Raw genomic sequence first — 16,171 nt, forward strand, 5'->3', positions numbered from 1 at the left:
AGAACCACTATTACTTGCAATCAATGCCTTGCCTAAATCGCTTTTAATTCCAACTGAAACTCGCATCTTGAGGTGGTTTGGGTATATATATTAGTTTAGTATATGTATATAACAAATTGAATATATGAGTGTGCTATGCATGACGTAATACTTTTAATGGTGTACTGCGCAATTTTGGGCAGCGTGGTTGGATTTTTAGCAGGATTATTAGGTATTGGTGGAGGTCTTATTATCGTACCGGTGCTTAGTGCGCTATTAGTATCGTTCAATGTTGCCGACCCAAGCCATGTATTAGTCATCGCGATAGCAACCTCGTTAGCATCCATTATTTTTACCTCGACTTCTTCAGCCCTTGCTCATCATCGTAATGCTAACGTGCCTTGGGAAATTGCCCCATGGGTTATGACTGGTGTTGGCCTAGGCGCATTGATCAGTGGTTTTGCAGCAAGCTTTATCCCCGAGCAGCTACTGCGCTTTGTTTTTGCTGGTAGCGTGGTGTTTATCGCGCTCAGAATGGTGTTATCGACACGAAAAAAAGCCGCCAGTGAAAAACCGCTTCCATCAGGGCCTATTCTTGGCTTTTTATGTGCCATAATGGGGGCGCTGTCGGGGCTAATTGGTATTGGCGGCGGGGCGCTTATTGTGCCGCTACTGCATTATTTTTCTGTTGATATTAAAAAGGCCATTGGTTGTGCTGCTGCATGTGGTATTGTCATTGCGCTATTCGGCTCGGTGGGTTACGTATCTGCCGGGTGGCAATTAACATCTTTCAGTGATGGATTTGCCGGATTTGTGTATTTACCTGCGTTAGTCGGGATTGTGGTTACCTCGTCGCTCATTGCGCCAATAGGTGCCAAAGCCACGCATTACTTGCCTGTGGCAACAATAAAAAAAGTATTCGCGCTATTACTTGTCATAATTGCGCTTAAAATGGTGTTTAGTTAAAGGTTTTTATTTTTATGGCTCTTCAATTTCCAGATATCGATCCGGTTATTTTTTCGGTAGGCCCGCTTAGCGTACGTTGGTACGGTTTAATGTATTTAATTGGTTTTGCTTTGGCTATGTGGCTTGCTAATCGTCAAGCAGAAAAACCAAACTCAGGTTGGACAAAAGAACAAGTTAGTGACTTATTATTTTACGGTATGCTCGGGGTAATACTAGGCGGCCGTATTGGTTATGTATTGTTTTATCAGTTCAGCTACTTTATTGAAAACCCATTGTACTTATTCAGAATTGACCAAGGTGGTATGTCGTTCCATGGTGGCACTCTGGGTGTAATTACAGCCATTGCAATTTTTGCTTGGACCCGCAAAAAATCATTATTTGAAGTGGGCGATTTTGTAGTGCCACTGGTGCCGCTCGGTTTGTTAGCAGGGCGAATTGGTAACTTTATTAATGGCGAGTTATGGGGCCGAGTGACTGATGTACCTTGGGCGTTTATTTTCCCATCAGGTGGTCCAGAGCCTCGTCATCCATCACAATTATACGAAGCCTTTTTAGAAGGTTTAGTGCTGTTCTTAATCTTACAATGGTTTATCAAAAAGCCTCGCCCAGCGGGAAGTGTTGCTGGGGTGTTCTTACTTGGCTATGGCGTGTTTAGATTTATTGTTGAATATTTCCGTGAGCCAGATGCTCATTTAGGTTTATTCGCAGGCTTTATCTCGATGGGGCAAATACTGTCATTGCCGATGGTAATTGGTGGCCTTGGTTTGTTAATATGGGCCTATAAAAAGCCGCAACACAGCGTGGCAAGTAAAGCATAACAAGAGCAAATCAATGAAACAGTATTTAGATTTATGTCAGCGTATTGTTGACGAAGGTGTGTGGGTTGAGAACAAACGCACAGGGACTAAGTGTTTAACCGTTATTAATGCCGATCTTGAATATGATGTGGCAAATAATAAGTTTCCGCTAATAACAACGCGCAAGAGCTTTTACAAAGCGGCGATTGCGGAGTTACTTGGTTATTTACGTGGTTACGACAGCGCTGCACAGTTTCGTGATATCGGCTGTATGACTTGGAATGCTAACGCAAACGAAAACAAAGCTTGGCTTGAAAATCCACATCGTCGTGGTGAAGATGATATGGGGCGAGTGTATGGTGTGCAAGGCCGCAGTTGGCAACGTCCGGATGGCAGCCACCTTGATCAACTTAAAAAAGTTATCGATAACTTATCAAAAGGGATTGATGATCGCGGTGAAATCGTCACTTTTTATAACCCAGGTGAGTTTGAGTTAGGCTGTTTACGCCCTTGTATGCACACGCACACCTTTTCTTTGTTGGGCGATACCCTATACTTAACATCATACCAACGTAGCTGCGATGTGCCGCTTTTATTACCCTATAATAGAAATGCACAATATGGAAAAAAGGAAATTAAAAAGTCCTTTTTTTTATACCACAGTAAAAGTAAATCGGTACATTAATTAATTGCATAGTACGCTATGAGTACTATATTTTAGAGTGAAATAGGTATTAAATGAGATTTAAGATAATTGAAGGAGGAATACTAGAATTTAAGGATACGTACATTTTTAATAAACAAATTCCAACAAAAAATATTGAGATTCCAGAGCAATCAGCAGTAACTGGAGTAGTTGTATTTAACTCAAAACACCAAGTTCTTCCAAATGTCTCAAATTGGCTGTCAGAAGCTTTACGGCATGGAAAAACTCCGCTAACTACAATATCCACTTACGCAAAAAATCTTTCGTATTTGTTTGATTATTTGAACGAACAAAGCACATTGAAACATCAGGAACTGGATAATGCATTGCTGGATATTCAAGAGCATAATTTTAGTGAATATTTTGCTTACTTAAGGCAAGCCAAAGGTCTTGCTTCAACCACTATTAGTAACAGGGACGCTACGTTCCAAGCGTTTTTTAATGACTATCTCTGTAAGGCTCGGAATGATGGTAAAGCACTTCGTGATGATAATCCTTACGTAGACGGTTTAATTTACGGTTCTTCAAAGTCTAAGTTAGTTGAAATGTGCAGTTTAGATGAATTAACTGCATTGATGATGTGTACTAATCACGAGCGAGAAAAAGTCTTACTGCAATTCATGTACGACACTGGTCTTAGACGCTCGGAAATACCTAGAGTGAAGAAAGAGCACATTGATACAGCTTTATCTACAGATAATCACATGTACATGTTAGATGCTGACACGATTGTAATTCCTTCTGAATACAAACAAGTATTTGTTGCAGGTTCTAAAGGAAGAAAGCGCCAAATTAATGAAAGATATACATTAACAAGTATTCACACTTTAGCGAGGTTGCGACGATATTTTTCAACACCGGAATATAGAGTTAGAACGAAAGAATTTGGCATAGACGCCCCCGCATTTCTTAATTCTCATGGTACACCATACAATTCGGGATCTGTAAGTAAGTTATTAAGTCGTGTATCTAAACGTGCATTAAAAAAAGGGCTGATAAAGAGAGCGATTCATCCACATATGTTAAGACATGGCTTCGCTGGGTCTGTATTAAGATCCCCGGATTTAGGCGATCATGCTGTTGATAAATTAGTATTGCTTCAGACATGTCTTGGACATGCATATTTGAAAACAACTCAAGTTTATACTCAATTACCTTACGAAACCTACGGCAAGATTGCCGACAATAACGGAGAAATATTAACTCGTTCGCGTTTGATGGAGCAGTTGAACGCTCAAACTAAGACTAAAAGAAAGTAGTCAGGAGTTAATAATGCAAAATCCAAAAGTTAAAATTTTAGAAAACTTCGTAAATGAAATAGATACGAACCGCTATAATGCTTGGGGTATTTCGGTTTCTCATATCCCTAAGAAAAATGGATATTCAGCAGCCGCATCTTGTGCTGAGTTAAACAGAAATCTTGGACTTAAGATTGCTTCATCAAAAAGTAATGCATACAGCCCTTATCTTGAGAAATTGAACAATATTCTTAAAGAAGAAGGTGTAATTTTAAAAGAGCAGATCGCGTCAGCACTGGAAGTCCGAAGAACAACAAAGTATTGGTGGGATAACCTAACTACAGAAGAAAAGCTTGGTGTTAAAACTTTCGGAAATTCAATTCGCTTTAAGACGTATATTAAGAATTGGCGCGGAGGTAAAGGGTATCAAATTGTTACAGATCTTGGTAACGAGTTGAACGCTGAGCTAATACAATTAGGAGGGCTTGATTGCAATTACCGTGCAGTTAAGGACAGAGATGTTCTTTATGATCAAGAATATAGGAACAAACAACAAGAAGCAGTGCAACGGTGGGACGAATTAGCGACAAAGTCACTCAATTCATATAAAGAATTTGTTGGAGTTGATAGTTCCGATGAACCATTCGTGCAGCTAAAGCAATTAGCCGCTTTAGTTAGAAATGGAGCAGCATCAGCCTCAAGTAAAAAGAAGCCGCAGGAAGCGTACAGTCACTTGTGCAGATTTTTAGAGCAGAATGATATTGATCCCAAATCATCGCTTCAAGATATTTTAAGTGAGTTTTTACTAGTTAGATTTAAGCAAGACTATGTTATCCCTAAAATGCATGGCGGAAGCATTGCACCTAGCAACGCTCCAACAATCGTTAGTTCGGTTCGACAGCTACTGAAACGCGCTACAAAACTCAAGGACATCAATTTTCACAGTTTCTATGACGTCGAAATGAAAACTAGCGGTCGTGTTACAGATACTTATAAGCCTTATTTAAAAAGTGAGCGTCAGGCTATTACTGACGCTATTCAAAACTCAATTGATGAAACAATAACTTTATTTGAGCCATATCAAAAATCAGGTGATGGAGAATACCCTTTAGACGAAAACGGTTTCATCAAGCCGGGCTTTTCTAAAATTGAGAATGCACGATACTTGTTTGAAAATAAATTGGATTGCAATCCGACTTCTTTTAATGATGCTAAAACGCCTGAAGAAAAAGGCTTTCTTAAAATAATCGGAAAGCTAGATATTGGGTTGCACGATGTATATCGAAGTTGGGGAGTACCTTCGATTATTGATGCGGATGTGATCGCACCATTTGTTTTTCGTTTAGCGCAAATTACTGGAATGAATGCGGATCCTCTATTTGATCTGTTCGTAGATGATTTTGTAATTGCCCACGAAACCACACAAAAACCATGTTTGAGATATTGGAAAGAGAGAAGCTCTGGAGGTATGCAACTCCATTTAGACCTTTTTGAATCTAAGCTTCAGTGGTTATCAAAAAAGCAAAGCGAAGAAGTAAAGGAACTATTCGAGAACGTCATTAGAGTAACTGAGAGCATCCGCAAAGATGCTCCGGAGCATATTAAAGATAAGTTGTTCATATATAAGAGTACAGGGCAAACAACTCATGGAGAAATTAGATCTTTTTCCGATTTGAAGCGGCAAACAACTTCTATCTATTCTAATTTTGTCGTGAAACATGATTTAAAGTCTGAAAGTGGGGAACCATTAGTATTTACAATTAGTCGATTTAGACCAACATTCGTTAGTGAATTATTGGAAGCAGGTGTAAGTATTAGAGAAATCCAATTAATGCTGGGCCATTCAAACATAGAAACAACAATGAATTATTTGGACAAGTTAGACTTTAATCGCATAGCTAGGGAAAAGTTAACTGATGCAATTAGCAAGATCCATAATCGTATTTTTGTTAAAGCTGATGATGAAGTGTCTAATAAGTTTTTAGACAATCCGGATAAAGTAATTTTCACAACCCCACTTGGGGGCTGCTCAAATATATTCTCGCCACCAGATTTTGTTAAGAAAATGTCAGGATTTAAGAAGGGAAGTCCTTGCTCTCAGTATAATAAATGCCTGTCATGTGAAAATGTAATGATAACCGTCGATAAGCTGCCTATGCTTTTTGCAATGAAGAGAGATTACATGCTCTTGATGCAAAGAAATCGAATTATGGATACTCCACATGGTTATGTAATTGAAGAAAATCTATGTCTGTTAGATGAGATTCTTAACCCTAAGAAGTCTGATTTTGATGCAGAAGTTCTGTTTAAAGCTGAGAAACTTGCACAATTTGAAGAAACAGCAGTCATAGATGGAGTAACAGCATAATGGAAAATTACAACATCGATGCAAGCGTGACATTAGTTAAAAACTTCGCTCAAAATAAAACTGTTTTGATTCCAATTATTGAACAATTCAACGAACTTAAAAATGATATGGAATTGCCAGCTACCGTCAGTTGGTTACCTAATTTATTAAATTTAAAAGTCACAAAGAAAAGTCAGTTTCATGAGCATGTCTGGGATTATAATGAGGACTACCTTAACCCTCCTAAATCAGTTCAGGGGGCTAAGCTTCGAATTGACTTTAATGATTATCCCTGTATTCCTGATTTTGTTATGACAGAAATCAAGTGCCTTCTGCATATGTGTACTTTAATTCCTGTGGCTTTTAGGAAGAAAAAGAAAAAGAGAGCAGAGCGAATTGCTATCAGGCCAAATACGGTGATAACTCAATTTAGAGCTGGGTTAAGGTACATCGATAAAGTATTTGAAGATTTGAGTTCTCTAGGTCAAGAGTTCGTAGAAGAACGCTTTCAAAGTTTGACAGATATTTTGGATAGTGACTTTAGGAAAACAGCGAAAAGTTTTGAATTTACAGCGGGAACAGAGCTGAGGCAGTTTTTTAATTATTTGAACCATCCTTATACCAAAAATATTTTAGGCTCTAGCATTAAAATCGATTTTGAGTCATTGGAATGGCCTGCTCGTGAGATTAAAAGAAGAGAAGCAAAGCAATATTTTGAAAACGAAGACTTTGAACAGTTGATGCTTCATTCTACTTTTACAGTGATTGACTTTTTATCTCGAATGTCTCAGGAAGTTGAAGATAAAACTGCATTAAAACACTTTTACGCTTTTAATAAGAAACTCGACTTAAACTTTGATTTTGATGAAAGTACTCTTAATGATTACGTTTTATTAAGATTATGGTCCAAAGGTTACTCTCAAAGCTTTATTGCTTCTAAATGCCATATCCCCAAAGAGTTTTGTGACCAATCTGGGACTTTGTATTATCACGAAGAAATTCGAAAAATTATGAATGGCAAACATAATATTCGACACTTTGATCATGTTAGAAAATATATAAACCAAGTTTATTACGCTTCGGCATTTTTAACTGCTCAGTTAACTGGCATGCGACCAGAGGAGTTGAGTGAAATTAGAATTAGTAGTTGTTTGATTGAACATGAAGGGTTTGACGTCTTAGTTTCAAATGTTAAGAAAAATGATTTAGAAAATTTAACCTTGTTTGACGATAAATGGGTTGCAATACCAATAATGAAGGACGCTATTAAAGCTGCTTCCTTGATTTCACCTTTAAAGAATAACGACTTTTTATTTAGCAACATGGATACAGTTTCACCAGATAAAACTCCAACTAGTATGGGTTCAGCGGGAATTAAGCACTTTATTGATAACTACTTAAATGTTGTTTTAGGAAAAGAACGAACTAAGGCAATTAAATTCAATGCTTATATGTTTCGTCATTCCTTAGCCTATCAACTGCACCGAATTGAACTTGGGCTGCCATTTATTTCTTTTCAGTTGAAACATGTTGTTGATGACGTTGGTAAATACACAAGTTTTGGAAGTTCAAGTGGAACAACTTTGGGTTACGGTGAAATAGCGGAAAACATAATAGCTAATAAGTCGATGAATAAGTCAATTAGACGCGACGCTGAAGTTGAGCGAATTAAAACGGTTATGGATCCTGATGGTGTTTATGCTGGTCCTAAAGCTCAAGAGCACAAAGCTAGGTTAAATAAAGTTTTTCAAGGCTATATGGATCTAGGGTATACCAAGGATGAGATCTTTGATGCTATGGCAGAGCAGGGAATGGCGGTGATTAATGTTGGAACTGGGTTTTGTTTTGGTGGAATGGAGGATTATGACAAAAGTATCCCTTGTATTGGCTCCCTCAGGTGTAACCCAATTAGATGTAAAAATGCCATAGTGGGAAAAGCAAATATCCCTAAATGGAAAGAAGTGTACGCGTCAAATGTGTCCTTATTAAGTAAAGATGGATATGAAGATAGAAAGAGCCAGCTTATTGAAGCAATTGAAGAAGCTAAACAAGTTTTAATTTACTTAGGGGAGGCACTAGATTGATGAGCACACAAGCCTATGATGAAAAAAATCAGCTCGATTATGATGAGTACACCCGTAAATTAAATGATGCCCTTAATGAAATAAGTAAAAACACTAAATTGAAGGCTACGATCAATGAAGTTGCTCGATTGTCGGGAATTGGTAGAAATACAGTAAGAGACAGAGGATTTCCCAAAAAACGACTAAAAGAAATTAAAGAAGAAAGGAAAAAAAAAGCTCTTGAAGAAAAAAAACAAAAACAAACTGAACTCGAAATTATTACAGAAGAACGTGATAAACTAGCAAAAGAAGTTGTTCATTGGTTTTCTGAATTTGTAAAAGCAAAAAAAGATAGGGATTCTTTTGAAAGACAGCTACAAAGATCGATTGATAATGCAAGTTATTACAAACGAGAGTTCAACAAACAGAAAGAAACAATAAAGGCTCTTGAAGCTAAAAATGAACAATTAAAAGATTTACTAAGAGATTTAAAATAATGAAAGCATATTTAGAATTATTAAAAGATGTACTCGAAAACGGCACGAAAAAAGGTGATCGAACGGGGACTGGAACAACTTCTGTTTTTGGCCGCCAGATTAGGCATGATCTTTCAAAAGGATTTCCGTTACTGACTACCAAGAAACTTCACTTTAAAAGTATTGCCAATGAGTTAATTTGGTTTTTGAATGGTGATACAAACAACAATTGGTTAAATGAAAATGGTGTAAAAATTTGGGATGAGTGGGCTTTAGAGGATGGTTCATTAGGGCCAATCTATGGTGCTCAATGGACGGCATGGCCTACAAAAGATGGCGGAACAATAAACCAAATTGACTATGTAGTTGATACACTTAAAAACAACCCAAATAGCCGAAGAATACTATTTCATGGATGGAATGTTGAGTATCTTCCTGATGAAACCGTCAGCCCTCATGAAAACGTAAAAAATGGCAAAATGGCATTACCTCCTTGTCACTTGCTTTATCAATTCTATGTAGCTAACGGAAAGCTATCTGGTCAATTGTATATTAGAAGCTCAGATATTTTCTTGGGACTTCCATACAATATTGCTAGCCTGTCTTTGCTCGTTCATATGCTCTGCCAACAATGTGATCTTGAGCCGGGTGAAGTTATAGTGAGCTTTGGTGATTTACATGCCTACTCTAATCACATGGAGCAAATTCAAGAGCAAATGTCTCGTGAGCCTAAATCTTTACCCGAACTTAAGATAAATAGAAAACCAGAATCTATTTATGATTACAAGTTTGAAGATTTTGAAATTGTCGGTTACGACGCACATCCAAATATTAAAGCGCCTGTCGCGATTTAAATTCTTAAAATTTGGAAACCAATATGGACAAAAGTTTGATTTTACTTTTGTCCATGAACATAACTCTAATATCAAACTTATGTTCATCCCTAAAACAAGGTGAACAAATATTAATACTTTTGTCCATTTGCTTCAAAATGGCAGTAGTTAATTTGGGCCTTGCCAAGCAAGGCTTGGATAATATTACTTGTTACTTGTTACTTGTTACTTGTTACTTGATCTGAACATAGTAGATGCAATTATTACACTTGTTAAAATCTTTTGATTTATCTAAGTGACATGCAAGTTTCTTTTCTCCTACAAAACAAAGCGCTGTTCTCGTTAAATCTCGATTGATGTCGAGGTTGTCAATTTTAATCGCGGATGGAGTCTTAGTTGACGAATTAGCTAGCTGCTCTTTTTCCATGTTTGGGACCTCAGGTTGGCTACTTAAGTAAAAGCTTATTTTATATTTAGACAATTTATGTTTGATTACAGGTTATTCATCACGAATACGCCTGATAGTTGTTCTTGATACTTTATATTGCTGCGCTAGTTGATTAATACTTGCTGAATTTTCGGAAAGCTCTGCTTTAATTCTATTTCGTGCTTGTTCTTTTAGTATTTGAGGTCTACCGAAATGAGTACCAGCTTTCATTGCAGCATTGCGCCCTTCACTTGTTCGAGAAACAATAAGATCACGCTCTAATTGAGCGAAAGTACCAATCAGGTTAACCATAGCTTTTGCAAAAGGACTTTGATTACTTGTATCTATGACTCCATCAAGACTTTTGATTGTTGCACCTTTCTGGTGAATATATTCAATTGTTGATAAAACCGATTTTAGCGACCTACCAAGACGATCTAACTTTGTGACTAGAATGACATCACCTTTACGAGCATAGTTTATTAACTCAGTTAACTTTGCTTTGTTTTCATCTGATGTACCGGACTGCTTTCCGTGGAAAATAGGATCGCACCCCGCTGATTTTAGTGTGTCTAATTGAAGAGTGAGATCTTGTTGATTTGTAGAAACTCTAGCGAAGCCTATGTATGCCATTTTATGCCTCAAATTTAGTGATTTGAGATTCGACTTGGTTTCTGCCAGTTACTTGCTGTGCGACTGCCCAACTCATATAACTAAGAAGCATTAACTTATTAGATAGGATAAATTTATTCCGATAAATTGCCCCATCTGTCGCTAAGCTTTCAAGCGTTTGAAATTGCTCTTTTTCGATCTCTACAATATCGTCACTGCAATATACTTCCTCGCCATCATCTTCAAAAATTAACCATTGGCTAGTCACTTGGTCTAAGACTAGTATTTTTCCGTTATTTAAGGTTTCTGCTATTTTTTGGTCGGTATTAATTATATGTTTCACTCTATTCCCTCATATCTAGGATTTGATTAATTCAATATCGCCCGGAGAGTAGCCATTTCTGAGCATTTCTAGCTCATCACCAGATGCTTTGACGCGTTGGCCCGGTCCGACAAGATTGTAGACGTGATTCGTTTTTGTAATGACTTGTCGTGAATCAGGATAAATAGCTGTAATTAGAGATGTGAATACATAGTCCCCATTTTGGAATCTTCCTAATAGGTCTTTACTAACAAGCCCCCATAAAAATAGTCTTTTTTGATGAGGGCTATCTTCTGCAACCAGTTCTACAATGGCCCAATCGAACAACGTTGTCGTAAGCATAACTCTTAACTAATTCTCTTAAATCTCATTAAAAAATCACCACACCATTTAATCCATTATAATATGTTTTTTCAGTTTTAAAATTGGAAAAATGCAATAAAATCAATAAGATAGTACACAATGAGCACTATGGTGATTTTTATTTATTTAAAAATCAGTTAGTTAAATGCGCTAAAAATTTAAACAAAAATTTCAATTTATTTAGAAAATAAGAGGGATGTTGATTTTGAGCATAATTATTGAGTAGCAGTTAGTGGAGCTTTGCACCAGAACTTTAGGGCTTATACAAAAGATGCTATCAAAATGATTGCTTATTCGTTTCTATTAATGTAACTTTGATAATTAATAATCATAAAAATAACTTATGAACTAGATGAATTTAGAAAAGCTAAATTACGCACAACGAGAGCGTATTGCGTTTATTGATTTTTGCTTGCAATTTGTAGGGCAAATAGCGCGTGCAGATCTGATCAATCATTTCAAAACTGGCCTCGCATCATGCTCAAGAGATCTAACTCTATACAAAGAGTTAGCACCTAATAATCTTGAATTAAAACACGAAGACAAACAGTACTATCGTACAAAAGAATTTCGGCCTGTATTTACTCATAACCCTGAAGCCGTTTTAACTAGCCTTTGCAGAGGTTTTGGCGATGGCTTATCAAATGGTTTACAACCTTCAAATCATTGTTTTGATGCAACTCGTTTGATTCATCCTGATTCAGAAGTGATCGCCACTTTAATGCGTGCAATCAATAACAAAAAAGCAGTCAGGTGCGATTATGTTTCTCTGTCATCTGGTGAAAGCAGTAGAGAGATTGTCCCACATTCCATTGCGAATAACGGTCAACGTTGGCACGTAAGAGCATTTGATTGCAAAACCAATGAGTTTCGTGATTTCGTCTGCACGCGATTACAAAACGTTTCAGAAATTGTTCAAGCAGTAAGTGACAATCAACTTGCAGCAAATGACATGAGTTGGAACAACATACTCAATGTTGAGTTAAGTGTTCACCCGTCTATAAAGCATAAAAAAGCGATAGAGCTAGATTACAACATGCTTGAAGGTGTGTTGCGGTTAGAAGTAAGAGAAGCTTTGCTTGGCTACCTAATGCGTCAGTGGAATGTAGATTGTACTAAAAATGCCTCCTTAGTGGGTGATGAGTATCACCTTTGGCTAAGCAATATAAACGAATTAGAAAACGTGGCGAGTATGACAATCTCGCCCGGATACAAATAGAATTTTAAGATTTAATCAAAGCGAAAGAATTGCTTTTTATAGGAATAACAATGGATCACAGCGTACATAACAAATTAGTCTCTTTCATTTGGTCAATCGCAGATGACTGCTTACGTGACGTATACGTGCGCGGTAAATACCGTGACGTAATCTTGCCTATGGTTGTGCTTCGTAGGTTAGATACTTTACTTGAGCCAACTAAAGAAGCCGTGCTTGCGGAAGTTAAGTTTCAACTAGAAGAAATGGAAGCTACCGAGCTTGATGAAGCGCCATTAACGGCTGAAACAGGTTATGTGTTTTACAACACTTCAAAGTGGACTTTAAAAAGCCTATTCAGCACGGCTACAAACAACCAGCAGATATTGTTGGCTAACTTTGAAGAATACCTAAATGGCTTCAGTGCGAATGTAAAAGAGATTGTCGAGTGCTTTAACCTAAAAGCGCAAGTCCGCCACATGGCGGGTAAAGATGTGTTGCTTGATGTACTTGAAAAGTTTGTATCGCCATACATCAACTTAACCCCGCACGATAAAGAAGACCCTGATGGTAACAAACTGCCGCCATTGTCAAATCTAGGCATGGGTTATGTTTTTGAAGAGTTGATCCGTAAGTTCAATGAAGAAAACAATGAAGAGGCTGGTGAGCATTTTACACCTCGTGAAGTAATTGAGTTGATGATCCACCTGTTATTTGACCCGTTAAAAGGTAATTTACCTGACCCATTAACTATCTATGATAGTGCGTGTGGTAGTGGCGGTATGCTTACCGAGGCGCAGAACTTTATTGAAGAGAAGTTCCCAATCGAAGGCACAAAACGCGATATTCACCTATTTGGTAAAGAAATCAATGACGAGACTTACGCCATATGTAAATCCGACATGATGATCAAAGGCAATAACCCAGAAAATATTCGTGTTGGCTCTACGCTCTCAGTTGATGAGTTTGCAGGGAAAACCTTTGATTTTTCTGCACAAAATCCACCTTATGGGAAAAGCTGGGCCAGTGAACTAAAGAACATTAAAGATGGTTCTGACGTTATAGACCCGCGCTTTATTGTGGAACTATCGGATTATTGGGGAAATAAATCAAAAGTTGATGCCATCCCTCGCTCAAGCGATGGGCAATTGCTATTTTTGATGGAGGTTGTAAGTAAGATGAAGCCGCTAGATATTAGCCCTCTAGGGTCTCGTGTCGCTTCTATTCACAATGGCTCCAGCTTATTTACAGGTGATGCAGGTTCTGGAGAAAGCAATATTCGTAGATACATCATTGAAAACGATATGCTCGATGCCATTGTGCAGCTACCAAACAACCTATTCTATAACACGGGTATCACCACTTACATCTGGCTGCTTAGTAATAACAAACCTGAAGAGCGCAAAGGTAAAGTTCAGCTTATAGACTCCAGCCTACTCTTTAAAAAATTGCGAAAAAACCTAGGTAACAAGAATTGTGAGTTTGCGCCTGAGCATATTACAGAGATTATGCAAACATACCTTAGTGCTTCCAATGTAGAGCGTAAGTTAAACGACAACAATGATCCTGTCGGTGTTGCAGCTAAGGTTTTTGATAACCAAGATTTCGGTTACTACAAAGTCAATATTGAACGCCCAGATAGACGGTGCGCTCAATTTAAAGATGAGCTTATTGCCCCACTGCGTTTTGATAAATCACTACGTGAACCAATGGAATACTTGTTTAGCGAGTATGGCGAAAAGGTTTATGAAACAGGCTTCTTAAAGAGCATAGAGAAAGAGGTAGTCGCGTGGTGTGAAGACAATGATATTAGCTTAAATGCCAAAGCAAAAAGCAAACTGCTTGATTCCAAGCAGTGGCAAAAACTTAGAGAACTTTTAAATAATGCCAACCAATTAAAAGCTGCGTTTGAAAGTAAGGGCTTAAGTGGAAGCTCTGTTAATGAAGGCAACGACTTTAACCAATTCAAAGCCGATGTTGATGCCGAACTAAAAACGTTAGAGATCAAACTTAGTGCTTCAGAGAAGAAAGCGATTTTAGATGCTGTTAGTTGGTACGATGAAAATGCCGTAAAAGTGGTCAAGAAAGTCGTTAAATTTAAACAAGATAAGCTTGACGAGCTATTACATCACGTAGGCTGTGAAACATCTGACTTAGCCGACTTTGGTTATTATGCCGTTGAAGGGAAAAAACTAGAGTTTACTACCTATGAAACTAACTCTGAATTGCGCGATGCTGAGTCTGTACCACTTACTTACCTTCAAAATAGAAAGCAGCAAGATAAAGACACAGACAACAGCGAAATTCACCAATATTTCCTTGATGAAGTAAAACCTCATGTTTCAGAGGCTTGGATTAATTTAGATAGCACTAAAATTGGCTATGAGATCAGCTTTAACAAGTACTTCTATCAACATAAGCCATTGCGTTCAATGGATGAAGTTGCCACCGATATTATCGACTTAGAGCAAAAAGCTGAGGGCTTAATAGCCGAAATTTTGGGTGTGGGTTTAGCTGAAGTACAAGGAGGGTAAGATGGCTGAGTTAGCTTCTATGCAAAGATATGATTCATATAAGGATTCTGGTGTCAGATGGTTAGATAAAATACCTGAGAATTGGGAAGTAGAAAGAAGCCAGTGGTTGTTTACTCAAAGAAAAGAAAGGGCTAGGAAAGAAGACAAGCAACTAACCGCATCCCAAAAGTATGGAATGATATCTCAAGAAAAGTTTATGGAGATTGAAGGCCGAAGAGTAACTCAAGTTGAGTTTAATCCTGAGATATTAAAACACGTTGAAGCCAATGATTTTGTAATCAGTATGAGGAGTTTTCAAGGTGGTATTGAATACTGCGGAGAAGTTGGCTGTGTTAGTTCTGCCTATGTGCCTTTGATTCCTTCTAAAAATATCCATGCGCCTTTTTTTAAGTATTTACTTAAGAGCCAAAGATATATAGAAGCGTTACAAAGCACCTCTAATTTAGTGCGAGATGGTCAAGCTCTTAGATACGACAATTTTAGAATGGTTGACCTTCCTATTATTCCAATAGACGAACAAACTACCATAGCCAACTTTCTTGATAAAAAAACAGCACAAATTGATGAAGCGATTGCCATTAAAGAAAAGCAAACAGGGTTGCTAAAGGAGCGTAAAAAAATTGTTATTCAACAGTCTGTTACTCAAGGTTTAACCCCTGACGTTCCAATGAAGGACTCTGGAGTCGATTGGATTGGAAAAATTCCAGAGCATTGGGATGTTCGAAGAGCTAAATACATATTTAAAAAGCAAAGTAGAGCCGTTAGAAAACAAGATGATGTAATAACTTGCTTTCGTGATGGAGAAGTTACACTTCGCACAAACCGAAGAACAGAAGGGTTTACGTTTGCTTCAAAAGAACATGGTTATCAAGGTATCAGAAAAGGAGACTTGGTAATTCATGCAATGGATGCTTTTGCTGGTGCAATTGGAGTTTCTGATTCTGATGGAAAATCATCACCAGTTTACTCAGTGTGCACACCTCAAGCTCATGACACAGTTAACTGTAAATATTATGCTTTATATTTGAGAAACCTTGCTATAGGAGGCTTTATTGAATCATTAGCTAAAGGGATCAGGGAAAGATCTACTGATTTTAGGTTTAATGATTTTGCAGAACTATTTTTTCCCTTACCTGATTATAGAACGCAGTGTGAAGTTGTATCTTACATAGAGCAGCAACACGCTAAAATTGATTCAGGAATTCAACATTTAGAGAAACAAATTGTAAAACTCAAAGAATACAAAACCACGCTAATCAACAGTGCTGTGACTGGTAAAATCAAAGTGCCGGGTGTGGTTTAGCAGGGATGAC

13 protein-coding genes and 1 pseudogene are annotated in these 16,171 nt (G+C 37.6%); 11 read left to right on the forward strand and 3 right to left on the reverse strand.

Going from position 1 to position 16,171, the window contains the following annotated elements:
* Positions 1-135: 135 nt before the first annotated feature.
* The 8 genes and pseudogenes from J8Z28_RS04910 to J8Z28_RS04945 all read left to right on the forward strand — a co-directional run bounded on the left by J8Z28_RS04910 (position 136) and on the right by J8Z28_RS04945 (position 9,426).
* A complete protein-coding gene (locus J8Z28_RS04910) occupies positions 136-945 on the forward strand; it encodes a sulfite exporter TauE/SafE family protein (RefSeq protein ID WP_055020682.1) in 810 nt (269 codons plus the stop codon).
* A 14-nt stretch (positions 946-959) separates the two neighbouring features.
* Positions 960-1,763 carry a prolipoprotein diacylglyceryl transferase gene (gene lgt / locus J8Z28_RS04915; RefSeq protein WP_054562237.1) on the forward strand — a complete coding sequence of 268 codons (804 nt, stop codon included), beginning with the start codon at positions 960-962 and terminating at the stop codon, positions 1,761-1,763.
* A 13-nt stretch (positions 1,764-1,776) separates the two neighbouring features.
* A pseudogene (locus J8Z28_RS04920) lies at positions 1,777-2,352 on the forward strand (thymidylate synthase); the annotation flags it as partial.
* Positions 2,353-2,480: 128 nt separating this feature from the next.
* Positions 2,481-3,707 (forward strand): tyrosine-type recombinase/integrase, encoded by a 1,227-nt coding sequence (locus J8Z28_RS04925; protein ID WP_250659997.1) that lies wholly within the window; start codon positions 2,481-2,483, stop codon positions 3,705-3,707.
* Between the two features lie 13 nt (positions 3,708-3,720).
* On the forward strand, positions 3,721-6,054 hold the full coding sequence (locus tag J8Z28_RS04930) for a site-specific integrase (protein ID WP_250659998.1): 2,334 nt from the start codon (positions 3,721-3,723) through the stop codon (positions 6,052-6,054).
* Positions 6,054-8,117 carry a site-specific integrase gene (locus tag J8Z28_RS04935; RefSeq protein WP_250659999.1) on the forward strand — a complete coding sequence of 688 codons (2,064 nt, stop codon included), beginning with the start codon at positions 6,054-6,056 and terminating at the stop codon, positions 8,115-8,117. The genes J8Z28_RS04930 and J8Z28_RS04935 overlap by 1 nt, the downstream gene beginning before the upstream one ends.
* Positions 8,117-8,593: a hypothetical protein gene (locus tag J8Z28_RS04940; RefSeq protein WP_250660000.1), complete on the forward strand. Its 477-nt coding sequence runs from the start codon at positions 8,117-8,119 to the stop codon at positions 8,591-8,593. The genes J8Z28_RS04935 and J8Z28_RS04940 overlap by 1 nt, the downstream gene beginning before the upstream one ends.
* Complete coding sequence (locus tag J8Z28_RS04945) at positions 8,593-9,426, forward strand: thymidylate synthase (RefSeq protein ID WP_250660001.1); 834 nt, start codon at positions 8,593-8,595, stop codon at positions 9,424-9,426. Before J8Z28_RS04940 ends, J8Z28_RS04945 begins: the two co-directional genes overlap by 1 nt.
* 478 nt (positions 9,427-9,904) lie before the next feature.
* Here J8Z28_RS04945 and J8Z28_RS04950 read toward each other — a convergent pair whose 3' ends face one another.
* The 3 genes from J8Z28_RS04950 to J8Z28_RS04960 are packed head-to-tail and all read right to left on the reverse strand — an operon-like array spanning position 9,905 to position 11,108.
* The gene (locus J8Z28_RS04950; RefSeq protein ID WP_193521560.1) at positions 9,905-10,465 is read right to left on the reverse strand and encodes a recombinase family protein; all 561 of its coding nucleotides are present in this window, start codon (positions 10,463-10,465) and stop codon (positions 9,905-9,907) included.
* A 1-nt stretch (position 10,466) separates the two neighbouring features.
* A complete protein-coding gene (locus J8Z28_RS04955; protein WP_193521559.1) occupies positions 10,467-10,787 on the reverse strand; it encodes a hypothetical protein in 321 nt (106 codons plus the stop codon).
* Between the two features lie 15 nt (positions 10,788-10,802).
* Positions 10,803-11,108: a DUF6957 family protein gene (locus J8Z28_RS04960; protein WP_193521558.1), complete on the reverse strand. Its 306-nt coding sequence runs from the start codon at positions 11,106-11,108 to the stop codon at positions 10,803-10,805.
* A 373-nt stretch (positions 11,109-11,481) separates the two neighbouring features.
* On the opposite strand from J8Z28_RS04960, the gene J8Z28_RS04965 reads away from it, so the two are divergent.
* Genes J8Z28_RS04965 through J8Z28_RS04975 form a run of 3 tightly spaced genes read left to right on the forward strand, consistent with a single transcriptional unit; the run spans position 11,482 to position 16,161 of the window.
* On the forward strand, positions 11,482-12,348 hold the full coding sequence (locus J8Z28_RS04965; RefSeq protein ID WP_250660002.1) for a WYL domain-containing protein: 867 nt from the start codon (positions 11,482-11,484) through the stop codon (positions 12,346-12,348).
* A gap of 50 nt (positions 12,349-12,398) precedes the next feature.
* Positions 12,399-14,858: a type I restriction-modification system subunit M gene (locus J8Z28_RS04970; RefSeq protein WP_250660003.1), complete on the forward strand. Its 2,460-nt coding sequence runs from the start codon at positions 12,399-12,401 to the stop codon at positions 14,856-14,858.
* Position 14,859: 1 nt separating this feature from the next.
* The gene (locus J8Z28_RS04975) at positions 14,860-16,161 is read left to right on the forward strand and encodes a restriction endonuclease subunit S (protein ID WP_250660004.1); all 1,302 of its coding nucleotides are present in this window, start codon (positions 14,860-14,862) and stop codon (positions 16,159-16,161) included.
* The last annotated feature ends 10 nt before the right edge of the window (positions 16,162-16,171 follow it).

Source organism: Pseudoalteromonas sp. SCSIO 43088 (assembly GCF_023650795.1).
Lineage (GTDB): Bacteria > Pseudomonadota > Gammaproteobacteria > Enterobacterales > Alteromonadaceae > Pseudoalteromonas > Pseudoalteromonas shioyasakiensis.

Coding starts and splice junctions, on each gene's coding strand:
- J8Z28_RS04910 (WP_055020682.1), top strand. CDS start 136: ATGCATGACGTAATACTTTTAATGGTGTACTGCGCAATTTTGGGCAGC.
- lgt (WP_054562237.1), top strand. CDS start 960: ATGGCTCTTCAATTTCCAGATATCGATCCGGTTATTTTTTCGGTAGGC.
- J8Z28_RS04925 (WP_250659997.1), top strand. CDS start 2,481: ATGAGATTTAAGATAATTGAAGGAGGAATACTAGAATTTAAGGATACG.
- J8Z28_RS04930 (WP_250659998.1), top strand. CDS start 3,721: ATGCAAAATCCAAAAGTTAAAATTTTAGAAAACTTCGTAAATGAAATA.
- J8Z28_RS04935 (WP_250659999.1), top strand. CDS start 6,054: ATGGAAAATTACAACATCGATGCAAGCGTGACATTAGTTAAAAACTTC.
- J8Z28_RS04940 (WP_250660000.1), top strand. CDS start 8,117: ATGAGCACACAAGCCTATGATGAAAAAAATCAGCTCGATTATGATGAG.
- J8Z28_RS04945 (WP_250660001.1), top strand. CDS start 8,593: ATGAAAGCATATTTAGAATTATTAAAAGATGTACTCGAAAACGGCACG.
- J8Z28_RS04950 (WP_193521560.1), bottom strand. CDS start 10,465: ATGGCATACATAGGCTTCGCTAGAGTTTCTACAAATCAACAAGATCTC.
- J8Z28_RS04960 (WP_193521558.1), bottom strand. CDS start 11,108: ATGCTTACGACAACGTTGTTCGATTGGGCCATTGTAGAACTGGTTGCA.
- J8Z28_RS04965 (WP_250660002.1), top strand. CDS start 11,482: ATGAATTTAGAAAAGCTAAATTACGCACAACGAGAGCGTATTGCGTTT.
- J8Z28_RS04970 (WP_250660003.1), top strand. CDS start 12,399: ATGGATCACAGCGTACATAACAAATTAGTCTCTTTCATTTGGTCAATC.
- J8Z28_RS04975 (WP_250660004.1), top strand. CDS start 14,860: ATGGCTGAGTTAGCTTCTATGCAAAGATATGATTCATATAAGGATTCT.